Consider the following 25,518-nt stretch of genomic DNA (forward strand, 5'->3'; position numbering starts at 1 on the left):
CACCACTTCCGGGGACACGATCAAAATCAGATCCCAAGAGTCCATGCCGATAAAGCTTTTATTCAAATGGTAGGCATGTATATCCATCGGATCTCTCATCTATCAGGGCTAGATCGCTATACTCGTGAGAATTCGGTAGATGATGCCATCTATTGATGAGACTTGCCTAAAATTTTTCTGTCCGGGTATGCCGAGGCTCCGGGCTTTTGCACCTGTCGGTGAGAGAGTCCTCCGGGCACGCCGCAGCAGATGATAGTTTCCCAACAAATCTGCGATGACGGCAAATCGGCAGAGGCTCGGATAGACCTTACCAGCTTATCAATTATGTTCAAAAAGGACGGGGGCTCACGATCAGATCAATCTGAGTCATAACGGGGAAATGGGGCGCGATGGCTAGCTGCCTGACTCATGAGAATACGCGACTTCAATTGCCCAACCATCCAACTATCCTCCAGAGCCCTTGTGTTTAGGCGCTTCTGAGCAGCAGTGAAGCAATTCGGTAGGACTTGCTTCAGGTAATAGCAGTATTGATCACTGGCGGCTCAGCTTGCTGAAGAGGCAGTCTGCTGTGATCAGTGTGCTTTATGCGTGAGAGTTCCGGTTTTGGTCGTTTGTAGAGGAGAGTTCCGTTCCTGCATTGGTCTGGACAAGCTTTTTTCGCCAGCAAGTAAAGCTAACAGCATTATAAATCAATGGCTTAGGAATCTCTCTTAAAAAAGGGAAGGTCACAACCGGATCACTAATTAACCCGTGCGCATGCAGTCGGTTCATGATTTCGAAGTCGAACCCTTTCCATGCATTGCCTGTATCGGAGCTGTAGGTTGCCAACAGCGCAAGCACGGCATCTTCAACCAGTTGTCGTCGTATTCCATGTCGCTACCTACCCATGCCACATTGACTGGAGATCGGGTTCTGCGGTGCTGGCGAGCCATTCACGGCGGCAGAGCTCGTATTTCTCAATCAGCACAGCGTAGCCATCAACCAATACGCGGTTCCACAGGCAAAACTTACAACGTGACGACACGAATCAAGCGTACCTAGTCAACGCGTGAGTGACGCTCTTAAACTGAAGCGAAAATCCCCTATCACCGCTCAAAACTCTCCGAAAAAAACGATAACTCTACTAAATAAGCATTTAGTAGAGTTACTAGTGAAGCCCTTCCACGAGCTCCACCCGCCTGCCCCGAAGTCACACGCACAGCACGCTTTCCTTTAACGCCCTGATCACCGAATTTCGTTCACGTACATGAAGTGCTCCGTACTCGCGCGCTGGTGCGTGATCATCACCGGCGTTGCCGTCTGGTCGAAGGATATGGCGTCGATGACCATCACGGCATGGGGCGCCTCCAGCTTCAGCAGCTTGCAGTCCTCTGCCGTGGCCAGGCCGGCGGTGAGCTGTTCGCGCACCGCCGCTACGCGTATGCCGTAGTGTTCGAGCAAGTGGCGATACAAGAGTTCGGGAAAGGCTTCCGGCCCGGGGAAGTCCGGGACTTTGCTTGCCACTACCGTGAAATGTTCGTGCATGGCGGCAACGCCGCCGATGGTGCGCAGTCGATGCAGACGGTAAACGGGACTGGCAGGATCGATGAGCAGTTTGTCGGCCTCCTCCGCCGTGGCCTTGCCTGTCTGGTAGTCGAGCAAGGAGGTGCTGGATTTCAGCAGTGCGCCTTCCTTGTTATGCAGCCGGAAGTACTGGAAGAAATAGCGCAGGTTGTGCAGCGGCGCCCAGCCGGTGACGACGGTACCGGTCTTGCGGCGGCGCATCAGCATGCCTTCTGTCACCAGTTCGGCCAGTGCGCGGCGCACGGTGCCTACCGATACGCCGAAGTCTGCGGCCAATGCGTTCTCACTGGGGATCACCGTGCCACTGGCCCACTCCCCTAGCAGGATCGCCTCTGAGACCCGCCGCTTCACCACTTCATAAAGAGGTGCGCTGTCCTGTTCGCTCAGTCGGGCAAAGCTGGCGTCGGCAGCCGGTGCGTTGCTGTTGGTCATCGTTTTTCCTTGACGGGCCATGCGGTGGTGTTTAACTATAAACTATATAGAAATGCGGCGAGACTCAAAATGACGATGAATGCGGCACTTGAGCAGGCACTCGAATCGATCGAGACGGATCATGATGGGCTGATCGACGATCTGCAACGCATGATCGCGGTCGATACCTGCTTCCCGCCGGGCGCGGGCTACGGCGCCTTCGCCGACTTGATGGAAACCCTGACCGCGCCGCTTGGCTTGCAGGCGACACGGGTTTCGGTACCCGAAGCACTGTGGCAGACCCGCAGCGGCGAGGCCCATGGCGAACGCATCAATCTGATTGCCCGACATTTTGGAGACCAAGAGGTCTGCAGCCTGTATTTCCATGTCGACACAGTGCCGGCCGGTGACGGCTGGAACCACCCTCCTCTGCAGCTGACCGAAGCTGACGGCAAGCTGATCGGGCGCGGCACGGCCGATATGAAAGGCAGCATTGCCGCCACCTTGAGTGCCTTGCGTGCGGCGGCACGTTTCGACCTGCCGCTGCGCTACTGCCCTTCCCTGCTGCTGTGCACCGATGAGGAAGGCGGTCTTTATCCGGGTATCCGCTACCTGGCCGAACAACGCCTGGTCGAGGGCCATATCCTGAGTTTCAACGGCGGTGCCGCGCCGAGGATCTGGGCTGGGTGCTTTGGCAGTGTCGACCTGAAGATCACGGTCAAGGGCCGCTCTTCGCACTCCGGTGAACCGGTCGATGCCATCAACGCCATCGAGGAAAGCCTGCCCCTGCTCAATGCCTTGTACGCACTCAAGCAGCAGGTGGAACAGCGGGCATGGCCGATGCCGGCGCCGCCCCATTACAACGGTGCACCTCTGATTTCGCGCATGACCTTGGCCGCGGCCCATGGCGGTAGCAAAGGCTCTACCGTTCCAGCGCAGTTCGAGGTGCTGATCAACCGTCGCTACGCTCCGCAAGAACCCTTCGATCAGGTGCTGGCAGAACTGCACCATTGCATCGACACCGCCATGGCCGCAAGCGCGGCACTTGCGGTGGAAGCTGAAGTGATCGGCCATCTTGCGCCGGTTGCGGACCCGACCGGTCCCCATTGGCCGCGCTGGCAAGCCGCACTGGGCGTGGGTTTCGGTTTCACCGCCGAGCAGTTCCAGTGCTATGGCTCCAGCAGCAGCTCGGATATGGGCTGGGTGCAACAGGCCGGTATCCAGGAGATTTTGTTGGGTGGCCTGATTCGCCCGCACAGTCGCATTCATGCCAGCGACGAATACACGACCCGCGAAGATCTGGTCGCCCTGGCCAAGTCGATCCTGGTCTACCTGGCTGCAGACTTCACCCCTGGGACCGCCGCAACAGGCTAACCCAAGCGACCACCGAAGACTGGCATCAAGATCGGTCATCGGCACTTTTTACCTAGCTGCCCCACAATCTCTTTGCTAAGTGAAGTATCGCCATGACTACCGTTTTCCGGCTCAACCGTCGCCGCTTTCTTGCAACTACGGCCATCGTCACCGGCGCTGCCATGCTGCCGTTCTCCAGCACATTGTGGGCCGCCGGCGCCGCGCGAAAGGGCGGTACGTTGCGCATCAGCGTCGACCAGGCGGTGGGCATGCTCAATCCGCTGCTGGCTCGGGTCAATCCCGAGTACCTGCTCAGCGAACTGCTCTACAACGGGCTTACACGCCTGAGTCACGACATGCAGGCCGAGCCCGATCTGGCCACGTCCTGGAGCCACAACGAAGCGCTGACCGAGTGGACCTTCAGCCTGCGGGACAACCTGCTTTTCCACGACGGCAGCCGCTGCACATCCAGGGATGTCGTGGCCAGCCTGCAGGCGATCCTCGATCCCAAGACCGCGTCGCCCGGCCTGCGCAACATCGGCCCGATCAAGTCCGTGGAAGCGATCGACGAGCTGCACGTCAAGCTGACCACCACCATGCCCTACGCAGACCTTCCCATCAGCCTGGCCTACCCGGACGCCAAGATCGTGCCCGCGGCGATCGTCCAGGGGGATATGGCCCGCCTGACGCGCGAAGCCGTGGGCACAGGGCCGTTCAAGCTGGCCTCGTTCGAGCCCGAGCGGCTGGTCGTGGTCACTCGCAACGAACAGTTCCATGACCCCGAGCGTCCGTTTCTGGACCGCGTCGAGATCCGTGTCTACCCCGATCCGACTGCAGAAAGTTCTGCGCTGATGTCCGGCGACATCGATCTCATGCTGTCAGCCCAGGCCACCGAGTTCAGCCGCCTTGGCCAAGCCAGTGGCGTGACCGGACTGCGTGCACCTTCCGGGCAGTTCCTCAACATCAACATGGCCTGCGACCAGAAGCCGTTCAACGACGTGCGGGTACGCCAGGCGCTGTCGCTCTGTGTCGATCGGGCGGCACTGGTGGACTTCGTGGCGGAAGGCTTTGGCACGCCGGGCAACGATACACCGCTCAATGCCGCTTACCGTTACCACGCCGATATCGAACTGCGTCAGGCCGATATCGCCAAGGCCCGGGAGCTGTTGGCCGACGCCGGCTATCCCGATGGCCTGGACATCACCTTGGTTGCCTCCGATAAGCCCTCTACGCGCACCCAGTTGGGCATCGCCGTACGGGAAATGGCCAAGCCAGCCGGGTTCAATATCAAGGTCGAGACGATGGCCAACAGTACCTACCTGGACCAGGTCTGGAAGAAAGGCAATTTCTACGTCGGTTTCTACAACATGCAACCTTCGGCCGATGCGGTGTTTTCCCTGCTGTACACCTCGGACGCCGCCTGGAACGAAACCCGCTGGAACAACAGCGAATTCGATGCCGCCGTGGCCGGTGCACGGGGCACGGACGATTCGGTCAAGCGTGCGGCGTTGTACGGCACGGCCCAGCGCCTGATGCATGAACAGGTGCCGTCGCTGATTCCGACCTTCTTCGATGTGCTGGCGGCCCAGCGCAACTATGTTCAAGGCTATCGATTGCACCCTCGCGGCGCGGTGTTTCGCCTGGACCAGGCTTGGTTGGATGAAGGCGCCCCGAAGCGCGGATGAATCGAGGGTAACCCTGTGACTGCTGCCTACCTGACCAAGCGTTTGCTTCTGGTCGTCTATACCCTGCTGATCGTTTCGCTGCTGGTGTTCGCCATCACCCAGTTGCTGCCGGCCGATGCCGCCGTGACGCTGCTGGGCCAGAACGCCACGCCCGAAGCGCTCGCCGCCCTGCGCGCCAAGCTCGGGCTGGACCAACCGGCGTGGCTGCAATTCGGCCACTGGCTGATGGCCGTGCTGCAAGGCGATCTGGGCCTGTCGATGCGCAACGGCCAACCGGTGCTGGGTTCATTGCTGGACGCGCTGGGCCGCTCACTGTTGCTGGCGGGATGTTCCCTGCTGCTGATGCTGGCCGTGGCCATTCCGCTGGGCATCCTTGCTGCCGTACGGCGCGGACGACCGGTGGACCTGATCATTGCCCTGTTCTCCTACATCGGCGTGTCGCTGCCCGAGTTCGTCACGGCAACCCTGTTGGTGCTGCTGTTCGCCGATGTCTGGCAACTGCTGCCGGCCACCGGTTACGTGCCGCTTTCGGAAAACTTCGGCGAGGGCCTGCGGCACCTGATCCTGCCAACGCTCACGGTGTCGATGATCATGGTCGCTCACGTGTCGCGGATGGTGCGCTCCGAGATGATCGACGTGCTCGAGACCGACTACATCCGTGCGGCGCGGCTCAAGGGGCTGTCGCGGCGCCGGGTGCTGTTGCGTCATGCGCTGCGCAACGGTCTGCTGCCGACCATCACCATCGTCGCGCTGGACGTGGGCTATCTGCTCGGCGGCATCGTCGTGGTGGAAGAAATCTTCAACATTCCAGGCATCGGCCGGGAGCTGCTGGTGGCAGTCGCGGCCCGCGATCTGCCGGCCATTCAGGGCGGTGTGCTGATCCTCGCCGCGACCTATTGCGTGGTCAACTTCATCGCTGACCTGACCTATGCCTACCTTGATCGGCGGATTCAATATGCGTGACATCATCTACCGACTGCTGAGCTCGCCGCAGGGTCTGGTGGGCAGCATCATTCTGCTTCTGGCGATCGTGCTGGTCTGCGCCGGGCCGGCGCTGGCCCCTTACGACCCGGAGGCGATTTCGATCCTGGCCCGGTACAAGGCACCCAGCCTGTTGCATTGGCTGGGCACCGACCAGCTGGGACGCGACATTTTCAGCCGCCTGCTCATCGGAGCCCGGGCGACCATTTCGCTGTCGGTGCTGGCCACCGCGATGGCGATGCTGCTGGGCGCATTGCTCGGCACGGCAAGCGGCTATCTGGGCGGGCGTATCGATGAAGCGCTGATGCGCACGCTGGACGCCGTAATGTCGATCCCCAGCCTGCTGTTCGCGCTGTTGATCGTCAGCACGTTGGGCAAAAGCGACCTCAACGCCGTGCTGGCGATCACCATCGCCTTCGTCCCCGGCATGGCGCGGATCGCGCGCAGCGTCGCCCTCGCCGCTCGCCGTCAGGACTACGTCAGCGCTGCCATTGCCCGCGGCGAATCCACTGCCTACATCGTGGTGCGGGAAATGCTGCCCAACATCGTTGCGCCGATCATTGTCGAGGCCACTATCCGCGTCGCGTTCGCCATCATGTTGTTTGCCACCCTCAGCTTCCTCGGCCTGGGTGCGCAACCGCCGCAGCCGGAATGGGGGCTGATGGTGGCCGAGGCCAGACGGTATTTCTTTCAGGCGCCGTGGATGATGCTCATGCCCGGCCTGGCCATCGCCATCATCGCGATTGGTTTCAATCTGCTGGGCGATGGCTTGCGCGATGCCCTCAATCCCAAGGGGCACCGCCAATGACTGCCGTGTTGCAAGTGGCTGACTACAGCCTCGACTATCAACTGCCAGGCGGCCCGCTCCACGTCTTGCAGAACATCGACTTCCAGGTCGGTGCCGGTGAAGTCGTGGGCCTGGTCGGCGAATCCGGTTCGGGCAAGACCACCCTGGGCTTTGCCATCATGCGCTACCTGGCGAGCAACGCTCGGGACGTGGGTGGCAGCATCATTCTGCAGGGTGAAGACCTGCTGCAGATGCCGCAACACCAGGTCGAGCAGTTACGCGGCGGACGCCTGGGAATGATCTTCCAGGACCCGAGCGCGTCGCTCAACCCGACTTTGAGTCTGGGCGAACAGGTAGTGGAAGTGCTGACCCGCCATCGCGACCTGAGCTATCGGGACGCCTGGGCCCTGGGTGAGCAACTGCTCGCCGATGTCGATCTCAAAGACCCGGCGGCAATGATGAAGCGCTTTCCCCACGAGGCTTCCGGCGGTGAAAAACAGCGCGTGCTCATCGCCACGGCGTTCGCCTGTCGCCCGCAATGCCTGATCTTCGACGAGCCAACCACGGCGCTGGACGTGATCAGCTCTGCACAGATCCTGCAGCTGTTCCGGCGTCTGCGCGAGGAAACCGGCGTGGCCTCGCTGTACATTTCCCACGACCTGGCCCTGGTATCGCGGGTGGCGGATCGGGTCTGCGTCCTGAATCAGGGGCGCATCGTTGAACAGGCGGCCGGTGCGCGGATCTTCAGCGCGCCCAGCGATGCGTACACGCAACGACTGGTCGCCGCCGTGCCGGCCGCGGATAAGCGTCTGCTAAGCGAAACCGTTGCGCCGAGTCAGCCGCTGCTGCACGTCAACGGACTCAGCGTGCGTTACGGTCGTCCTGGGCTGCTCGACGGTCTGCTGCGACGTGCCGCCAAGCCTTCCCTGGCTGCCCGAGACATGACCCTGAGCATGGCGCGTGGCGAGATCCTCGGCATCATCGGCGAATCCGGTTCGGGCAAGTCGACCCTGGCCAAGGCGTTGACAGGCCTCACCCCGTTCACCGGGCAGGTGCAGTTCGAGGGCGTCGACATTCGGGGCGCCGCCGACATGAGCCGTGACTACCGGCGCAAGGTGCAGATCATCTTTCAGCACCCGGATGCCTCGCTCAATCCGCGTCAAACCATCGGCCAGATTCTCGCTCGCCCGCTGCGGCTCTATGGCCTGCCCGAGGGAGAAACCGAGCGCCAGGCCGTCGCTCGATTGCTGCGTGAGGTGCGCCTGCCCGAGGATTTCGCCGATCGCTTTCCGCATGCCCTGTCCGGCGGCCAGAAACAGCGGGTGGCGATCGCCCGCGCCTTCGCGGCGCGACCGGAGCTGGTGATCTGCGACGAGATCACCGCCGCGCTGGACGTGTCGGTGCAGGCCACGGTGATCGAGTTGTTGCTGGAGCTGCGCCGCAAGCATGGCACCGCCTACCTGTTCATCACCCATGACCTGAACCTGATCCGCCAGATCGCTCACCGCATCGCCGTGATGTACCGCGGCGATCTGCTGGAAATCCTGCCCGCGCAGGACATGGCCGAACAGTCCCGGCATCCCTACACCCGCGCCCTGCTCCAGGCAGTGCCGCAGCCCCTCACCGAAATGGAGCAACTCGATGACGCCTGATGCGCTGATCCACAGCATCGATGAGGCCTACTGCCTCGACTTTCTTGCGCGCATGGTGCAGCACAAGAGCTACAGCGCCACTGCCGAGGAGCGTCGGCTGGCCGAATACATGGCTGGGCAGATGAGCGAGCTGGGGCTGCACAGCGAGCTGATGCCGGTACCCGGCGAACGCCTCAATGCCATTGGCACGCTAAAGGGTCAGGGCGGTGGTGGCCACAGCCTGTTGTTCAATGGCCATCTGGACACCAACCCAGTCACCGAAGGCTGGACCGTGGACCCGTGGGCCGGCAAGGTCGATGACGAGTTCATCTATGGCATCGGCGTCTCCAACATGAAGGCCGGTGATGCCGCCTACTTCTGCGCGCTGAAAACCTTGATAGACGCCGGGGTCAAGCTCAAGGGCGACGTGATCCTGACCTATGTGGTCGGCGAGCTGCAAGGCGGGATCGGCACCATCGCGGCGATCGAACAAGGCGTCAAAGCCGACTACTTCATCAACTGCGAACCGACCGACCTGCAGGCGGTGACCCTGCACGTGGGCTCGCTGATGTTCGTCATCGAGCTGACCGGCGACACCCGCCATCTGTCCAAGCGCGAAGAAGCGGTGGACGTCATCACTGCGGCGGTGCAGCTCATTCCGCAGATCAACGGCATCACCTTCAGCGGTGCCCGCACGCCCGAGCATGAACAGGTCAACCGTGGTCACATCGGCGTGGTGCACGGAGCCCTCGGCCGCGACCTGGAAGAATGGCGTCCGCCGCAGGTCGCCGATTTCCTGCGCTTGCGTGGCTCGGCCCGCTACACCCCTGGGCAGACCGTCGAGTCGGTGCTCGCCGACCTGCAAGGACTGCTCGATCGCCTGTGCGAACAGTTTCCGGGCCTGCAAGCCAAGCTGATCAACGACAGCGACAACCAGCCGCTGATGCCGCCCTTCGAAGTAGCGCTCGACTCGCCCATCGTCAAGGCCGTGAACGCCGCCTATCAGCAGGTGCGCGGTGAACCGCAGCCCACTGGAATCATCACCCCGCCGGCGTACTTCGGCACCGATGCCGCGCATTTCTATCAGCGCCTGGGTATGCAGGGCGTGGTCTGCGGGCCCGGTGGCAAGTTCAACACCATGCCCGACGAGCGTGTTCACAAGCGCGATTACCTGGACATGGTCCGCGTCTACATCCTGGCCATTCTGAGCATCTGCGAAGTGGCCGAAAGCAACTGATTCACCGCTGCAGGGCATGGACGCCCCATAACAATAATCTTGCTTCAAGACTTCGCCATCTGCTGATTATTCTCGATAAGGGTCAACACCATGCGGTCAGCTTTAATGCTTGGCAGTGCGACACTGTGCGCGGCCATTTCCCCCGCGGCTTTTGCCGACGACGTGCTCGACAACCCGTTTTTCAAAGACAGCAGCACGCAGGTCATGGCGCGCAACTTCTACTTGAACCGGGATTTTCACAACACTGGCCCGAACGCGCAGAGCTATCGCGAAGAATGGGCCCAGGGCTTCATCGGCACCTTCACTTCGGGCTTCACCCCAGGCACCCTGGGCCTTGGCATAGACGCCATAGGCCTCTATGGCATGAAACTCGACAGCAGCTCGGACCGCATCGGTACCGGCCTGCTTCCCAGCAATGGCCGGCACACGCCGGGGGTCGATCGGGCCGAGGACGACTACTCCCGCGCCGCGGCTGCGGTAAAGCTCAAGGTCTCGAACACGGTACTCAAGTACGGCGAAATGACCCTCAATCTGCCGGTCTACTCGACCGGTGACAGTCGCCTCTTGCCCGAGACGACCGAAGGGTTCTACCTGAGCAGCAAGGAAATCGACAACCTGCGCATCGATGTCGCCCACCTCACCTCGCTAAGCACGTACGCGCAAAGTGGCCACAATGCCGGCGGCATGACCCGTGCGGACGTCTATGGCGCTACCTACAACTTCACCCCGGCCTTGACCGGCGCGCTGTATGCCTCGGACGTGCAGGATCTGTGGAAGAAGAAATACGCGGGGCTGAGTTGGGTCAAACCCATCGATGACCAGCAGGCGTTTTCCGCTGACTTCCGCTTCTACAACCAGAAGAGCACCGGCGCCGAGCGCGGCGGGGATATCGACAGCAATTCGTTCAGCCTCAAGACCGCCTACAGCTACGGCACGCACAAGCTGACGCTGGCCTATCAGGCCATCACCGGCAAAGGCGGTTACGTCTTCTACACCGACGGCGGCAATACCAACTACATGGCCAACTACGTGCAGTACGCCGAATTCACCCGCGAGGACGAACGTTCATGGCAGGCACGCTATGACTTCAACTTCGCCGGCCTTGGGGTGCCGGGGCTGGATGTGTTCGCCCGCTACCTGCGTGGCGACAACATCACCCTGGCCAACGGCGCGAGCGGCCAGACCGAATGGGAACGTGACCTGGAAGCAGCCTACACGGTGCAGAGCGGTCCTCTGAAAAACCTGACCTTCCGCCTGCGTCAGGCCACCTACCGCAACTCGTTCAGCGGCGATCTGGATGACGTGCGGTTCATCACGCAGTACCCGATCAATCTGTAGGTAACTCCGCAGGCACTCCGCCCGGTGAAATCTCTCGCCGGGCTTTTGCCCCTGCTACACACTCAACCGACGACTGAACTTGGTCTCCATCACGATATGCGACGCGGTGTGCGCCACGCCCTTGATCATGTTGATCCGGGTCAGTTCGGCATTAAGTTCGCCCAGGGTCCCGGTGGCCAGGTGAATGATGAAGTCCGACTCCCCAGACACCGCGTACACGGCCTGCACCGCGTCGATCTTGCGCAGCGTCGTCATGACATCGGTGTAGCTTTTGTTGGTGCACGAAGTCATGGTGAAGCAGTTGATGGTCGGCTGTATCCGGTCGTGGTCGATGCGCACGCTGTAGCCGGTGATGATGCCGGCTTTCTCCAGCCGCTGGATGCGCTCCTGCACCGAGGAGCGCGACACGCCCAGCTTGCGTGCCAGCGACGCGGTCGGCTCGCGAGCGTTGGCCTGTAGTAGCGCCAGCAACTGGCGATCGTTCTCGGTCAGGTTGAACAATGTACGGGGTGAGTGTGCTTCCATGCCGTATCGACCTTGCGTGAGGAGGCGTTAGCGCGGCCCTGCGCCGGCGTGTCGTTCCTGGAATCTGTCCATCATCTTCAAACCGGTATACACCAATTGCGCCGCCGGTGGCCCGAATGGGCCACCATTCCATTGCAGACCATAGCGATCGAACAGGCGGTAGCGATCCGATTCACCGCAGATGGCCTCGGCGATCACCCGCCCGCCTGCTGGCGCGGTGTTCATACCGTGCCCCCCGAACGAAGCGCAGGACCACAGCCCTGGGCCGATTGGGCCGATGTGGGGCATTTTGTGCCGCGCATAGCCCATCAGTCCAGACCATGCCTTGTCGATCCTCAGGCCTCGAAGTTGCGGGTAAACGTCGAGGATATCGGCAGTGAGCAGTTGTGCCAGGCGCTGTTCGTCCTGCAGGTTGTAGGTAGTGATGTGGCCGCCCCACAACAGCCGATCGCCGTCGACGATACGGTAATAGTCCGAGGCACGGCGGGAATCACCGACGGCTTCTGAAGTGCGCACCGCCTGCTGCAGGCGCTCGCCCAGCGGCTCGGTGAGGACCACGTAGGTGGCAATGGGCAGGAAGGCGCGGTGCAGTTTGCCGAACTCAGGGCCGCCGTAGCCGCCGCAGCAGTACACCACGTCAGCGCAATCGACACTGCCGTGGGCGGTCGATACCTGCGAGCGCCCTGCCCGGCTGACGACTTCGAGCATGGCGCACTGCTCGTGAATCATCCCGCCCTTATGCTCGATCAACTCTGCCAGGCCAAGGCAGTAGTTCAGTGGGTGGAAATGGAAACCGTGGGTATCACGCAGCCCCTGGTGGTAACGCTGGGTATTGAGCAGAGTGCGCAAGGCATCGCGGTCGAGGTAGTCGAGGGTAAAGCCGAAATCGCGGTCCATGCGCTCGCTGAAGCGCTTGAGGCTGTTGGCATTGTCGAAGCGGCTGACACTCAGCTTGCCCCGACTGGGCGCGCAGCCGGGCAGCTGGTGCCCGGTGATGGTCTCGCGCACACTGTCCACGCCCTCCAGGGACAGTTTGAACAGGGCCCCAGCGGTGTCCTTGCCGCAGCGCTGCTCGATGGCCGACAGGCCTTCGGACCAACCCTGCAGCACGAACCCGCCATTGCGACCCGACGCCCCCCAGGCGACCCGCGCCGCTTCCAGCACGACCACGGACTTGCCGCGCGACACCAGCTCCCATGCCGTGCTCAGCCCCGCCAGGCCACCACCCACGATGCACACGTCGACGCTGACTTGGCCAGCGAGCGGCGGGCGCACGGGGGCCGCGCGCATGGTTGCGGTGTAATAGTTGTCGATATAGCTGAACATGAAGACCTCGTCCTTCGTCGGGCGTCTACCTTGCGCGTGCCGGGCCAAGGGACACGCGCAGGGGGTTGGTTCACTGCACCTTGGTGAGGTCGGCGCCGTACCATTTTTCGGACAGCTGCTTGAGAGTACCGTCGGCTTTCATCTCTTCGACGATTCTGGTCAGCGCCCCGTTGAAGGCGTCATCGCCCTTGTCAACGGCGATCGCCAGCGGCTCGTAGTAGGCCGGCTTACCCTCGACCTGAACGATCGGGTAGCCGTTCTTGATGGCAGCGGTGATGGTCGGCAGGGCCGACAGGGTCGCGTTCAGACGCACACCGTTGCCCATGCGCAGATCATCCAGCGGGCCCATGCTGTCGCCGTAGGTTTTCACTTCGCCAGGCTCCACGTCATAGGTGAAGGACGGCACGTCGGCCGCATCGATGGTCAGCCGACGATTGATGTAGTCCTCCGACGTGGTGCCGGCCTCGACGCCGATGATCTTGCCATTGAGGTCTGCGGTCTTGGTACCGGCCGCGGCCTTGTGCACGGCGAATACATACGGGGTGTAGTAATAGACCGCAGGGAAATCCAGAACCCGGCCGCGCTCGCGGGTCGGGGTCATGGAGCCGACGGAGATGTCCCAGCGGTTCGACCAACGCCCGGCGGTGATGATGCCGTACTCGGGCGTGACGAACGCGACCTTGCTACCGAGTCGCTTGCCGATCTCGGTGGCCACGTCGATATCGAAACCCTGCAGGGCATTGTCCGGCCCGAGAAACGACTGCGGTGGCCAATTGGCCGCCGTGGCCACTTTCATGACCTTGGTCGAGTTGATGCGATCCAGGGTGGCGCCGGCCCAGGCAACTCCGGCCCCGGTCATGAAAACACCAGCCAGTGCGGCAGCGGTGAACAAGCGAGTCAGCGACGTCATGGTGAACCTCCAGAGAGCAGCGATACGCAGTTGTCGTTGTTGTGGCGTGTGCAGCGTTTGAAGCCATGTCCGGCCCTGACGGATCACTCAGTGGCTGAGAATCTGCGAGAGAAACTCGCGGGCACGCTCGTGTTGCGGGTTGTCGAAAAACGCCTGCGGCGAGGCCTCCTCAACGATGCGGCCCTGGTCCATGAAGATGATCCGGTCGGCAACGCGCCGGGCGAAGCCCATTTCATGGGTGACGCAGAGCATGGTGATCCCGTCCTCGGCCAGTTCGCCCATCACGTCGAGCACCTCCTTGACCATTTCCGGATCCAGTGCCGAAGTCGGTTCATCGAAGAGCATGATGCGCGGGCGCATGCACAGCGCCCGGGCAATGGCCACGCGTTGCTGCTGGCCACCGGACAGCTGGCCGGGGTACTTGTCGGCCTGGTTGCCGATACGCACCCGTTCCAGGTACTCATGGGCCAGAGCGCGGGCTTCGGCATCGCTGAGTCGGCTGACCAGACGCGGCCCGAGCATGAGGTTGTCAAGTACGCTCAGGTGCGGAAACAGGTTGAACTGCTGAAAGACCATCCCGACCTGGCGGCGTATGCCCGCCACGCACGCCGCGCCGCGGGTCAGCGGGGTATCGCCGATGATCACCTCACCTTGCTGGAAGTCTTCCAGCAGGTTCAGGCAACGGATCAGCGTGGACTTGCCGGAGCCCGACGGCCCGCAGATCACCACGATCTCACCGCTGGCAATGTGCAGATCAATCTCCTTGAGCACATGAAACTCGCCATACCACTTGTTCAGCCGACGCACCCGAACAGCGGCTGAACGGGGGGACGCAGCAGGGACGGTCGATCGATTCATGGCAAGCTCCAGGTTCATAGCGGGCGCCTTTTTCATATCAAGCACTGGCCCTACTCAGCGGTGGGCACGGTTGAAGTGCTTTTCCAGGCGGGCCTGGACCGTTTCCAGAACAATCGACAGCAGCCAGTACAGCACCGCCGCAGTGATCAACATCTCCAGATGGCGAAACTCCGCGCGGCCTTGGGTACGCGCCAGGAACATCAACTCCCAGACGCCTATCACCGACACCAGCGAACTGTCTTTGAGCATCGAAATGAACTGGTTCCCGGTGGGCGGGATGATCAGCCGCATGGACTGCGGCAAAATCACCCGCATCATGGTTTGCAGCGGCGACAGGCCTATGGCTCGCGACGCCTCCCATTGCCCTCGGGGGATGCTGCTGATGCCGGCACGGAAGATCTCGGTCATGTAGGCGCCATAGCACAGCGACAGGGCCAAAATACCCGCAGGCACCGCGCCGACCACATAGCCCAGTTGCGGAATGCCCAGGTAGATGAGGTAGATCTGGATCAGCAGCGGCACACCACGAAAAAACGAGGTGTAAAAGCTGGCGATCGCGATGGCGAAGCCGTTGGACGAAAGGCGTGCGGTCGCACCCAGCAGGGCAAGCACGAAAGCGATGGTGATGGAGATCGCCGACACATACACGGTCGTGAATACCCCTTGGGTAATCATGAAGCCGACCTTGGTGGCGATGAATGAATAGGAAAGGTCAAAGGTGTCGAAGAACAGCAGGAACATCAGCAGCAGTTCGCACCACACAGTGACGATCTGCGCTCGCAAGGGGAAGCGACCGAGCACGAACAGGTTGAGGACCAGCGTCAGGGTGAAGGTGACCGCCACGGCTACATCCCTTGCCAGGGGCACGTGCAGATCCAGCAATATGGGTGCCATCAGCCGGGCCAGGCCACTCTCGCCGAGGCCGGCGAACAGCGTCACCGCGAAGCACACGGCGGCTACTGTGCCCATGAACGCCGGACTGTCGGTTGCGCGCGGCTTTACGATGTGGTCCTTGAACATGGCATGGACACCTTTGTTGTTGTGTTTTCATTATGGGCGCGCAAAACGCCGGACGGCACCCTGCGTTATGGGTCCATTCAACGATGAATAAAGCGGATTTGCCGGCTTTGCCCTGACAAATGCAAGAACATACCGGCGGATGGTCGTTAGCGGATCGTCTGTTGCGGCATCACGCGCGGCTTGGTGAATTGTAAATCGTCCGCATCGAGAATCAGACTGCGGTAATGCCCGGGACTGGCCCCGGTCCACTTGCGAAACGCCTTGTAGAAGGAGCTGGCATCGGCGAAGCCCAGGCGCTCGGCGATGTCTTCGAACGTTGCCTGGGGTTCAGCCAGCCACAGCACCGCACGCTCGCGGCGCACGCTGTCCTTGAGGGCCTGATAGCCGGCGCCCTCCTCGGTCAGGTGCCGGCGCAGCGTTGCTACTGAAACGCCACAGTGGGCCGCCATCGCCTCGATGGCTGGAAAATCGGCAGCCGGCAGGTTGCGCAGGTGTTGGCGGATGCGCCAGCCGAGGCTGTCGGGATCGCGGTAGCGCACCAGGATGTTCGCCGGGGCGCGGGCCAGGAAACGGCGCAGCTCCGTTGCGCTGCGCCGTACGGGAATGTCTAGATGCTCGGCGGCAAAGATCAACCGCGTGCGTGGCCGTTCGAAGCGCAGGTTGGGCGAAAACATCACCTGGTAATCACCGACGTATCGAGGCGCAGGGCCGCGCAGTTCCATCGCCAGGATCGGGATACGCCGGCCAGCCAGCCAACAGGCGATACCGTGCACGATCATCCAGTAGGTGAAACAGGAAAATGCGCGTTTGGGGTCGGCGCTGCGCTCACGTAGGACGATTTCCGCGAGCGATTGCTGGGTCGCCAGACGGCCGTCGTAGTCGCTGAGCATCAGTGCAAGAAACTCCAGGGCCAGCTTGAGCGCGGCGCCCACGGTCGGCTGTTGCCGGCAGGCCTGGCAGAGGAAGGCGAAGCTGCCGCGGCGCAATGGCCGCGCAGCCATGGCGAAAAATTCGTCATCCAGCGCCCTGGCCAGTTGCCGCCAGAGCCGGGCGTAACGCTGAACCGGGACCCGGGCCTGATCGTCCAGCAGCAGCCGGTCATCGATGCCCGCCGCGTGAAGAATCCGCTCCAGGTCGACATGGCTGTCGCGTACGGCCTCACGCACGAGGTGAATCGAGATCGTGTCGCGCATCGACGGGCTGTCGAGCGGTGTTCGGGTCAGGCTCACTCATCCTCGCTCACCGCTTCTGCGCGAAACGGACCGAATAGGCTGCGGGGCAATCATTGCCCCGCCCCTGCGGTCGTCATTTCTAATCCATCCGTTGGCGCCGAGCAAGCACCCTGACCACAGGCCTCCTCAATAGAGGCATTCGACCGCGATGGCCGTGGCTTCACCGCCGCCGATACAGATGGCAGCGATGCCGCGGCGCAGGTTGCGTTGCCGCAATGCCGCCAGCAACGTCACCACGATGCGCGCCCCGGACGCGCCGATGGGGTGACCCAGTGCGCAGGCTCCGCCATTGACGTTGACCTTGCTTGCCGGCAGGTCGAGGGCCTGCATGGCGGCCAGGGTGACCACGGCGAAGGCCTCATTGATCTCGAACAGGTCGACGTCTTCCAGCGCCCAGCCGGTGTTTTCCACCAGCTTGCGAATGGCACCAATGGGCGCCACCGGGAACAGGTGCGGTGCATCGGCGAAGGCGGCATGCCCGTGAATGACCGCCAGCGGCGCAAGTCCGCGAGCCTGGGCTTCGCTGCGGCGCATCAGCAGCAAGGCCGCGGCGCCATCGGAAATCGAGCTGGAATTCGCCGCCGTCACGCTGCCGCCCTCACGGAAGGCCGGTTTCAGCGTGGGGATCTTGTCCGGGTTGGCCTTGGGCGGCTGCTCGTCATCGCTGACCATCTGGGGCTGCTTGTTGCGGATGACCTGCACCGGCACGATCTGCGAGGCAAAACTGCCGTCGCTGATGGCCTGGCGTGCGCGGGTCAGCGAGGCCAGGGCGAATTCGTCCTGCGTCTGACGGCTGAAACCGTGCGCCTGGGCGCAGTCCTCGGCAAAGGTGCCCATCAGGCGACCGGGTTCGTAGGCGTCTTCCAGGCCATCGAGGAACATATGGTCGAGTACCCGGCCGTGGCCCATGCGATAGCCATCGCGGGCGCGATCCAACAGGTAGGGCGCGTTGGACATGCTCTCCATGCCCCCGGCCACCACCACCCGAGCGCTGCCTGCGAGCAAGGCGTCGTGGCCCAAAAGCATGGCTTGCATGCCCGACCCGCACATCTTGTTCAGGGTGGTGCAAGTCGTGGCGTGGGACAGCCCGGCGCCCAGTGCCGCCTGGCGCGCCGGTGCCTGGCCCAGCCCGGCCGGCAGCACGCAGCCGAACAGGACCTGGTCGACGCTGCCGGCATCGATACCGGCGCGCTCGATGGCAGCCGCAATGGCCGCAGCGCCCAGCTGAGGCGCGGTCAGGCTGCGCAGGTCGCCCTGAAAGCCACCCATGGGTGTGCGCACGGCGCTGACGATAACGATAACGATCGGATCTTCATTCATCTGTAGTTTCCCTTATTACCTAGCCGCCATGCGCAGGGCGCCGTCGAGACGGATCACTTCGCCATTGAGCATGCTGTTTTCGATGATATGGCGCACCAGAGCAGCATATTCCTCCGGCTTGCCCAGGCGCGGCGGAAAGGGCACGTCGGCGCTCAGCGCCGCGCGCACCTCATCGCTCATCCCGGCCATCATCGGGGTTTCGAAGATGCCCGGCGCGATGGTCATCACCCGAATGCCGTAGCGCGCCAGTTCCCGTGCCGCCGGCAAGGTCAAGCTCGCCACCGCGCCCTTGGATGCGGCATAAGCGGCCTGGCCGACCTGACCGTCGAAGGCAGCCACCGAGGCGGTGTTGATGATCACGCCACGTTCGCCTTCGGCGTTCGCGGTGCTCTTGGCAATGGCCTCGGCGGCCAGGCGCAGCAGGTTGAAAGTGCCGATCAGATTGATATTGATGATGCGGCTGAAACTGTCCAGCCCGTGGGCGCCCTGCTTGCCGAGGATCTTCTCGCCGGCCACCACGCCGGCGCAATTCACCAGCCCGTGCAGTTCGCCAAAGCTGCTCATGGCCATGTCTACGGCGGCCTGGGCAGCATCGGCCTGAGTGATGTCGGCCAGTGCGTAGCCGGCTTCCAGTTCACTGGCCTGCGCCTTGAGCGCCTCGGCGTTTAGATCGACCAGCATCAGGCGTGCGCCTGCACGGGCCAGCATCCGCGCGGTGGCGGCACCGAGCCCGGATGCAGCGCCACTGACCATGAAAACCTTGTCTTGGATGTGCATGAAACGGTCTCCTCGTCAGGCGCTGGACGCCTGCTGCTTGGCAATTTCCTGATTGCGCAGGATGAAGCGCTGCAATTTGCCGCTGGGGGTTTTGGGTAGCTGTTCGACGAATTCGATCTCGCGCGGGTAGGCATGGGCGGCGAGCCGTTGACGTACGTGCAGGCGAAGGGTTTCGGCCAGCTCGGGGCCCGCCTCGAAACCCGCCTGCAGCACCACGAAGGCCTTGATGACTTCGGTGCGTTCCGGGTCGGGCTTGCCCACCACGGCGGCCTCGACCACCGCCGGATGCTCGATCAAGGCGCTTTCCACATCGAAGGGCCCTACCCGGTAGCCTGAGGTGGTGATGACATCGTCGTTGCGCCCCACGAAACTGATGCTGCCGTCGGCATTGAGCTCGACGGTGTCGCCGCTCAGGTAATACTTGCCTTTGAACGCCTTGGTCGGCATCCCCAGGTAGCCGCCGAACCAGCACAGCGGCGACCGCTCGCGGTCTACCGCCAGCACCCCGGGTTGACCGGCCTCCAGTTCCTGCAGGTCCGCGTCGAGCACCACAATCCGATGGCCAGGCACGGCAAAACCGGCCGAGCCTTCGTGCACGGGATGATCGAGGTCGTGGTGGTTGCACAGCACCATGCCCAGCTCGGTCTGGCCGTAGTGATCGTGGACCACGACGCCCAGCTGTTCGGCGAACCAGCGGATCACCTGCGGATTGAGAGGCTCCCCGGCGCTGCTGGCAATGCGCAGTCGCCCGCGCACCCCGGCCGCGAAGCGATCACCAGCAGCGATCAGCATGCGATAGGCCGTTGGCGATCCGGCGAGGTTGGTGATCGCGTACTTGTCGATCACTCGGCAGGTGCTGTCGACCGTAAAGCCGCCGTCGTAGAACAAGGTGGCATGACCCAGGGCCAGCGGGCCGGCCACGGCATAGTAGAGCCCATAGGCCCAACCCGGATCGGCCAGGTTCCAGAACCGATCGTCGCTGCGCAGTTGTACGGCATCGCGCAGATAGCCTTTGAACGCCAGCAACGCGCGCAGCGGCACTTCCAGCGGTTTTGCCGGCCCGGTGGTGCCGGACGTGCACATCAGCATGAAAGGCGCATTGCCATCGAGCATCACGGGCTCGCATTCGCAGCTCTGCCCTTTCAGTGCCGTCCAGAAGTCGTATTCGCCGGTGCCCGCTGCTGTACAGCCAACGGTCATCACGTTGGGACGCTGATCGAGTTCGTCGAGCTTGGGGCGATTGTGCAGGTCGGTCACCACCCAATTGGCCCTCGAGCAATGCAGGCGCTGCTCGATGGCCTTGGGACCGAACGCGGTGAACAGCGGCTGATAGACCGCGCCGATGCGCCAGGTACCCAGTATCGCGATCAGCAGCTCCACGGTCCGTGGCATCAGCCCGGCGACGCGATCGCCCGATCTGACGCCCTGACTGCGCAGGAAATTGCCGAACTGCGCTGCATGGATCTGCAGTTGCTCGAAGGTGTACTGCGTGGCGACGCCATGCTGCGACTCGCAATACAGGGCCACTGCCTGTTCGCCTAGGTGGCGGTCGCAGCATTCGACACAGGCATTGAGCTGATCGAGGGTGCCGTGCAGATCCTGCGCAGCAGTTTGCGGGTAATCGAACCCCTGAGCGGTGGTGAAATAATCGCGCATCACATGACCCTGCTTGTTGTTATGGGATCTGGGTGTTGTGAGATCGTTGTGACCTTGAAGGCACTGGCCGATAGTGATCCGCCTGTGCTTTCGCGACAATGTTTTCAGCGCTCAGGTCATTTGAGCGGTTTAGCCAGTGCGAGCGTTTTCGATCTCGCATTCTCTGAGCACCGTGGCCGTTGCGCGCTTGCTGGACGCCCCCCTCATTCCGTCTTCCGACTCCGCGTCTTGCGCGGCGGCAGGCGCAGCAGGGCCAACTGGGCGTCCAGAGTCTCGGCGCGTGCCTGCTGGGCCGCGGCGGTTTGCAACGCTGACGCCTGCCCTGCTTGCGCGGCCTGAAGCTGGGCTTCGAGCTGCTGTCGTGCATGCTCCCCCTGCTCTACCGCCAATGCCGAGCGTGCTTCACGGGCCGCCGCCTGTAGCTGCGCTTCGCCAAGCGCGATTTGCGCGTGCTCCAGACGCTTCTGCAACGCTTCGAGTTGCTTGTGTTGCTCACGGGCCTCGAGGCTGCGCGACTTGAGGTCTTCGCGGGCGCGGTCGACCTCGCGGTGCGAACGCTCTTCGACGCCCCGCACATAGGCCTCCTGAGCCAGGCGATTGTGCTCGGCCTGCTGCTGTTGCTCACGGAGCGCTTTTTGAAGGGCCGCTAGATCGGCCTGCAACTCGCTGCGCGCGCCCTGCAGCTCGACGCGCTGATGCTGCAGATCGTCGATCTGCTCCTGGCGCTGGGCCAGGAGTTTTTCCAGATCGGCCAGGCGGGTTTCGGCGTTGCCGCGGGCCGTTTCCGCCTCGGCCACCTGGCGGCGAGCCTGGGCAGCGTCGCGGCGGGCTTGTTCCTCGACCTCCGCGACCCGCTCGTACTCTGCCGTCAGCTGCTCACGCTGGGCCGCCAACGAGTGTTCGACCACATCTTGGGCCAGCGTCGTTGCCTGCTGCCAGATCGCAACGAACGCCTGGGCCACTTCAGCCGGCAACCCCGGCAGCTTGGTTTCCCCGCGCAGCCGCTCGGCCAGGCGCTCCCACCACTGATCCAGCAAGGCGCCGACCCTGGCCGGACTGCCGCGACCCAGCTCCAGGCGCACACGTTCAACCGTTGGCCGCTCTCCTCGGGCCAGCACGGCATCTGCCGCGGCAAATACGTCATTTTCCGGTACGCCTACTGCCATGGCCTGCTCTCCGTTGGATTAGGTATGATAATGAGAGATTATCCGACTTTATAAATCTTAAACTAAAAATATAATACGTTGAACGTAATGAATAATACATATGACATCTCAGCGGTTGATGCAAACCCTCTGGACCTATATTCATTGGCGGAAAGCACCGCTCGAGCGGCCCAGGCTTTTGTTGCTGCGGGCACTGCAGCGAATACGGTACGCAGCTATCGCAGTGCCCTGGCGTACTGGTCCGCGTGGCTGAAGCTGCGTTACGGGCAGGTGCTGGGTGATGCTGCATTACCTGCAGCGGTGGCGGTTCAATTCGTTCTGGACCATCTGGCACGGCCGCTGGAAGACGGCACCTGGAATCACCTGCTGCCTGAAGCCATCGACACCGCGTTGGTCGAGGCCGGTGCAAAGTCACGGCTGGGTGCCCTGGCCTACAGCACCGTGCAGCATCGTCTGGCAGTGCTGGGCAAGTGGCATCGTGTGAAGGGCTGGGACAGTCCGACCGAGTCGCCAGCGCTCAAGACCCTGTTGCGCAACGCGCAGAAAGCCCAAGCTCGCCAGGGCGTGACCGTGCGCAAGAAAACGGCCATTGCCCTGGAGCCGCTGCAGGCCATGCTGGCAACCTGCACTGACGGCCTGCGCGGCACGCGCGATCGCGCCCTGCTGCTGTTGGCCTGGAGTGGCGGTGGTCGGCGCCGCTCCGAAGTGATCGGGCTACAGGTGGGTGATGTGCGGCGTCTGGATGCCGACACCTGGGTCTACAGCCTCGGTGCCACCAAGACCAACACCGCCGGTACGCGACGAGAGAAGCCCCTGCGCGGGCCAGCGGCTCATGCGTTGGCGGCGTGGCTGGCTGCCGCGCCAGCGACCACGGGCCCACTGTTTCGTCGTCTGTACCGTGGCGACAAGGTGGCGAGCCAAGGCCTGGGCGGCGACCAGGTGGCGCGCATCGTCAAGCGTCGGGCTCAGCTTGCAGGTCTGGAGGGGGACTGGGCCGCCCACAGCCTGCGCTCGGGTTTCGTGACCGAAGCGGGCCGGCAGGGTGTGCCGCTGGGTGAGGTGATGGCGATGACCGAGCACCGCAGCGTGGCGACGGTCATGGGTTACTTCCAGGCCGGATCGTTGCTCAACAGCACCGCCACGCAACTGTTGAAAAGCGAGGATGAGGAATGAGTTCTAGGCAGGTTGTTGAAAGATGGACGGAAACAAAGTCATCAGCGCCGGTCAATAGTCTGTCGGCGCTGACGCTTGCGCGTACCACGTCGCCCTATTCGAACATCCAGGATAATCATTATGACCACTTCCAAGCTGTTGCCTCGCCTTGCCCTCGCTGCCCTTTGCGCCTTGAGCGTACCTGCCTTCGCAGCCGAAACCGGCGCCAAGGAACAAAGCGTCACCTTGGACCGTCCAGGCAACGGTGATCATGAAATCAAAGAGGGCGACAAAGTGCCCGACTCCTACAAGCGCAAGGAACTGGCGATCGATCCAGCCAAGCATGGCTTGAAGCAGCCCGACGAGAACGAGCAGTGGGTCGAGATCAAGGACAAGTACGTGCGCGTGAACATTCCTAACGGCACCATCGTCGAGATGATCGACAAGTCTTCGGTCAAGAAGTGAGTTTTTGGCCCCGGCTTGGGTAACTCCAGGCTGGGGCCGTTTGCTTGGGTACTTGGTTCGCGCCCAATGATCGCACCTACGGCCGCTTGGCGTATTGCAGCGGCAAGACCGTGGTCGACTTGATGCCCTCCATCGCGAAGGTCGAGCTGATGTCGGAAATGCCCTCCACCTGAATCAACCGTTTGTACACCGCGTCATAGCCGGCGATGTCCGGTACCACAATACGCAGCATGTAGTCCGTATCCCCCGCCATTCGATAGCACTCCACCACTTCGGGCAATGCCTCGATGACCCTGTGAAAATCCTCCAGCCATTGCGCGTTGTGCCGTTGCGTGCGCAGCTCGGCAAATACCGTTACGGCAACATTCAACTCGCGTGCATCGAGCAACGCGACGCGCTGGGTGATGACCCCCTGCTGTTCGAGCTTCTGGATGCGACGCCAGCAGGCAGTGCCGCCCAGGCCGATCTGCTCGGCGATGTCAGCCAGCGGACGGGTGCAGTCTGCTTGCAGGATGTCGAGGATGGCCATGTCGAACTTGTCCATGAAAATGCGAGCCTGAGTGGGTCTGTACGGGTGGTTACAAGTATGCCGGAAAATTTTTCTCTTATACCGCCAATACGCGCAAGCTTTTTTCGCATTCATCCGGATGATCCGTACAGATATCAAATTTTTTCACCCCGTCCATCGCTAGCATAAGCCGTACGAAATCAGCACTGGTCGAGACGCTATGCCTACCCTCCCCGTATACCTGGATTACGCCGCCACCACGCCCATCGACGATCATGTCATCAGCGCCATGCTGGCCTGCATGGGGCGCGATGCAGTCTATGGCAACCCCGCCTCCAGCGCCCACGCCTACGGCCAACAAGCGCGCCAGGCCGTTGAACTGGCGCGGCGGCAAGTGGGCGAACTGATCAATGCTCCAGGCGAGGATATCGTCTGGACTTCGGGCGCTACCGAGTCCAACAACCTGGCGATCAAGGGCTGTACCCGTCCCGGCGATCACATCATCACCAGCGTGCTGGAACACAAGGCGGTCATCGACACCGTGCGCGAGCAACAGGCGGCCGGCTGCGAGGTCACCTGGCTCAGCCCCGACGAACGCGGGCTGATTCAACCACAGGCCGTGGCATCGGCACTGCGACCCAATACGCGTCTGGTGTCGCTGATGTGGGTTAATAACGAGCTGGGCACACTGACCGACGTTGTCGAGATCGCACGAATGGTACAGGCGCACGGCGCGCTGCTGCATGTGGATGCCGCCCAGGCGGCTGGCAAGGTCGAGATCGACCTCGCTCAGGCAGGCATAGATCTGTTGTCCTTGTCTGCACACAAACTTTATGGACCCAAAGGGATCGGCGCCCTCTATGTCGGGCCACGAGCTCGACCGGTACTGCGCGCGCAAATGCATGGGGGTGGCCATGAACAGGGCCTGCGTTCAGGCACGCTGCCGACGCATCAGATCGTCGGCATGGGCGCAGCATTTGCCCAGGCCAGCGCGCAGATGCAGAGCGATAACCAGCAGATCCAGGCACTGTCCCAGCGATTGCGCGAAGGATTGCTAGCGCTGCCAGGCGTATCGCTCAACGGCTGCGCCGAGCAGCGGATTCCCCACACGCTCAACGTCTGCATCGACAGCCCGGTCTTTTCCATGCAGGCGGTGGCCGGACGTATCGCGGTCTCTTCGACCTCAGCCTGTAATTCGGCAAGTGCCGCCGCGTCGCACGTGTTGTTGGCACTGGGTTTGAGCGAGGCTCAGGCGCTGAGCAGCTTGCGGGTGAGTCTGGGTCGCTACAGCACGCAGGACGATGTAGACCGAGCGATCGCCGTCATCAACGACGCCCTCCAAGCCCCCGCGCCATTCTGGTGATCCCCGGATCGCATGCATTCATCAAGGCCCCGTAATCCCCGTAGCAGCGGCGCAAGCCGCGTCCGGCCTCACCGCGTTCATTCAGGCACACCGCACACACCGCCGACGCGGCTCGCGCCGCTGCTACACCGACCGCGTAGCCCTGTTCGGGCCTCCCCGCGCTCATCCAAGCAAACCGCATACACCGCCGACCCCGGGTTTCTGCCCCGCTCCCCCGGCCCCCCCGCCCCGCCTCCCGCCCCCCCCCCCCCCCC

General features: G+C 62.5%; 23 protein-coding genes. 10 read left to right on the forward strand and 13 right to left on the reverse strand.

Annotated elements, in window-relative coordinates:
* Nucleotides 1-582: 582 nt before the first annotated feature.
* Nucleotides 583-840 carry a DUF6429 family protein gene (locus B2V21_RS21700; RefSeq protein WP_376787061.1) on the reverse strand — a complete coding sequence of 86 codons (258 nt, stop codon included), beginning with the start codon at nucleotides 838-840 and terminating at the stop codon, nucleotides 583-585.
* A 384-nt stretch (nucleotides 841-1,224) separates the two neighbouring features.
* Nucleotides 1,225-1,995 carry a GntR family transcriptional regulator gene (locus B2V21_RS21385; protein WP_049859660.1) on the reverse strand — a complete coding sequence of 257 codons (771 nt, stop codon included), beginning with the start codon at nucleotides 1,993-1,995 and terminating at the stop codon, nucleotides 1,225-1,227.
* Nucleotides 1,996-2,070: 75 nt separating this feature from the next.
* On the opposite strand from B2V21_RS21385, the gene B2V21_RS21390 reads away from it, so the two are divergent.
* The 7 genes from B2V21_RS21390 (at nucleotide 2,071) to B2V21_RS21420 (ending at nucleotide 10,986) form a co-directional block, all read left to right on the forward strand.
* Nucleotides 2,071-3,348, forward strand: coding sequence for a M20 family metallopeptidase (locus tag B2V21_RS21390; RefSeq protein WP_286917967.1), 1,278 nt, complete (start codon nucleotides 2,071-2,073; stop codon nucleotides 3,346-3,348).
* A gap of 92 nt (nucleotides 3,349-3,440) precedes the next feature.
* On the forward strand, nucleotides 3,441-5,012 hold the full coding sequence (locus B2V21_RS21395) for an ABC transporter substrate-binding protein (RefSeq protein WP_286917968.1): 1,572 nt from the start codon (nucleotides 3,441-3,443) through the stop codon (nucleotides 5,010-5,012).
* A gap of 15 nt (nucleotides 5,013-5,027) precedes the next feature.
* The gene (locus tag B2V21_RS21400) at nucleotides 5,028-5,975 is read left to right on the forward strand and encodes an ABC transporter permease (protein ID WP_122742219.1); all 948 of its coding nucleotides are present in this window, start codon (nucleotides 5,028-5,030) and stop codon (nucleotides 5,973-5,975) included.
* Complete coding sequence (locus B2V21_RS21405) at nucleotides 5,968-6,801, forward strand: ABC transporter permease (RefSeq protein WP_286917969.1); 834 nt, start codon at nucleotides 5,968-5,970, stop codon at nucleotides 6,799-6,801. Before B2V21_RS21400 ends, B2V21_RS21405 begins: the two co-directional genes overlap by 8 nt.
* Nucleotides 6,798-8,432 carry a dipeptide ABC transporter ATP-binding protein gene (locus B2V21_RS21410; protein WP_286917970.1) on the forward strand — a complete coding sequence of 545 codons (1,635 nt, stop codon included), beginning with the start codon at nucleotides 6,798-6,800 and terminating at the stop codon, nucleotides 8,430-8,432. Before B2V21_RS21405 ends, B2V21_RS21410 begins: the two co-directional genes overlap by 4 nt.
* Nucleotides 8,422-9,648 carry a M20 family metallopeptidase gene (locus B2V21_RS21415; protein WP_049859651.1) on the forward strand — a complete coding sequence of 409 codons (1,227 nt, stop codon included), beginning with the start codon at nucleotides 8,422-8,424 and terminating at the stop codon, nucleotides 9,646-9,648. The genes B2V21_RS21410 and B2V21_RS21415 overlap by 11 nt, the downstream gene beginning before the upstream one ends.
* Before the next feature lie 90 nt (nucleotides 9,649-9,738).
* On the forward strand, nucleotides 9,739-10,986 hold the full coding sequence (locus B2V21_RS21420) for an OprD family porin (protein WP_286917971.1): 1,248 nt from the start codon (nucleotides 9,739-9,741) through the stop codon (nucleotides 10,984-10,986).
* A 54-nt stretch (nucleotides 10,987-11,040) separates the two neighbouring features.
* Here B2V21_RS21420 and B2V21_RS21425 read toward each other — a convergent pair whose 3' ends face one another.
* The 10 genes from B2V21_RS21425 to B2V21_RS21470 form a co-directional block, all read right to left on the reverse strand.
* Nucleotides 11,041-11,511 (reverse strand): Lrp/AsnC family transcriptional regulator, encoded by a 471-nt coding sequence (locus B2V21_RS21425; protein ID WP_049859649.1) that lies wholly within the window; start codon nucleotides 11,509-11,511, stop codon nucleotides 11,041-11,043.
* Between the two features lie 27 nt (nucleotides 11,512-11,538).
* Entirely contained in the window at nucleotides 11,539-12,837 is a 1,299-nt protein-coding gene (locus tag B2V21_RS21430) for an NAD(P)/FAD-dependent oxidoreductase (RefSeq protein WP_286917972.1), read from the reverse strand.
* 70 nt (nucleotides 12,838-12,907) lie between these two features.
* On the reverse strand, nucleotides 12,908-13,747 hold the full coding sequence (locus tag B2V21_RS21435; protein WP_286917973.1) for a transporter substrate-binding domain-containing protein: 840 nt from the start codon (nucleotides 13,745-13,747) through the stop codon (nucleotides 12,908-12,910).
* Between the two features lie 87 nt (nucleotides 13,748-13,834).
* Complete coding sequence (locus tag B2V21_RS21440) at nucleotides 13,835-14,605, reverse strand: amino acid ABC transporter ATP-binding protein (protein WP_049859830.1); 771 nt, start codon at nucleotides 14,603-14,605, stop codon at nucleotides 13,835-13,837.
* Nucleotides 14,606-14,659: 54 nt separating this feature from the next.
* On the reverse strand, nucleotides 14,660-15,625 hold the full coding sequence (locus tag B2V21_RS21445) for an amino acid ABC transporter permease (protein ID WP_286917974.1): 966 nt from the start codon (nucleotides 15,623-15,625) through the stop codon (nucleotides 14,660-14,662).
* A 146-nt stretch (nucleotides 15,626-15,771) separates the two neighbouring features.
* Nucleotides 15,772-16,818 carry an AraC family transcriptional regulator gene (locus B2V21_RS21450; RefSeq protein WP_286917983.1) on the reverse strand — a complete coding sequence of 349 codons (1,047 nt, stop codon included), beginning with the start codon at nucleotides 16,816-16,818 and terminating at the stop codon, nucleotides 15,772-15,774.
* Between the two features lie 165 nt (nucleotides 16,819-16,983).
* On the reverse strand, nucleotides 16,984-18,177 hold the full coding sequence (locus B2V21_RS21455) for an acetyl-CoA C-acyltransferase (protein WP_286917975.1): 1,194 nt from the start codon (nucleotides 18,175-18,177) through the stop codon (nucleotides 16,984-16,986).
* Between the two features lie 15 nt (nucleotides 18,178-18,192).
* On the reverse strand, nucleotides 18,193-18,954 hold the full coding sequence (locus tag B2V21_RS21460) for an SDR family NAD(P)-dependent oxidoreductase (protein ID WP_286917976.1): 762 nt from the start codon (nucleotides 18,952-18,954) through the stop codon (nucleotides 18,193-18,195).
* A 15-nt stretch (nucleotides 18,955-18,969) separates the two neighbouring features.
* Nucleotides 18,970-20,610, reverse strand: coding sequence for an AMP-binding protein (locus tag B2V21_RS21465; RefSeq protein ID WP_286917977.1), 1,641 nt, complete (start codon nucleotides 20,608-20,610; stop codon nucleotides 18,970-18,972).
* Between the two features lie 203 nt (nucleotides 20,611-20,813).
* Nucleotides 20,814-21,776, reverse strand: coding sequence for a DNA-binding protein (locus B2V21_RS21470; protein ID WP_286917978.1), 963 nt, complete (start codon nucleotides 21,774-21,776; stop codon nucleotides 20,814-20,816).
* 78 nt (nucleotides 21,777-21,854) lie between these two features.
* Here B2V21_RS21470 and B2V21_RS21475 point away from each other — a divergent pair, with 78 nt between their 5' ends.
* Together B2V21_RS21475 and B2V21_RS21480 are read left to right on the forward strand one after the other, a co-directional pair.
* A complete protein-coding gene (locus tag B2V21_RS21475; RefSeq protein WP_286917979.1) occupies nucleotides 21,855-22,949 on the forward strand; it encodes a site-specific integrase in 1,095 nt (364 codons plus the stop codon).
* 120 nt (nucleotides 22,950-23,069) lie between these two features.
* On the forward strand, nucleotides 23,070-23,393 hold the full coding sequence (locus B2V21_RS21480; RefSeq protein WP_286917980.1) for an RcnB family protein: 324 nt from the start codon (nucleotides 23,070-23,072) through the stop codon (nucleotides 23,391-23,393).
* Between the two features lie 76 nt (nucleotides 23,394-23,469).
* Here the strand turns inward: B2V21_RS21480 and B2V21_RS21485 are convergent, their stop codons facing one another.
* Nucleotides 23,470-23,937 (reverse strand): Lrp/AsnC family transcriptional regulator, encoded by a 468-nt coding sequence (locus tag B2V21_RS21485; RefSeq protein WP_286917981.1) that lies wholly within the window; start codon nucleotides 23,935-23,937, stop codon nucleotides 23,470-23,472.
* Between the two features lie 184 nt (nucleotides 23,938-24,121).
* On the opposite strand from B2V21_RS21485, the gene B2V21_RS21490 reads away from it, so the two are divergent.
* Entirely contained in the window at nucleotides 24,122-25,264 is a 1,143-nt protein-coding gene (locus B2V21_RS21490) for a cysteine desulfurase family protein (protein WP_286917982.1), read from the forward strand.
* The last annotated feature ends 254 nt before the right edge of the window (nucleotides 25,265-25,518 follow it).

Origin of the sequence: Pseudomonas sp. UBA6276, assembly GCF_002438365.1 — a bacterium.
Lineage (GTDB): Bacteria > Pseudomonadota > Gammaproteobacteria > Pseudomonadales > Pseudomonadaceae > Aquipseudomonas > Aquipseudomonas coleopterorum.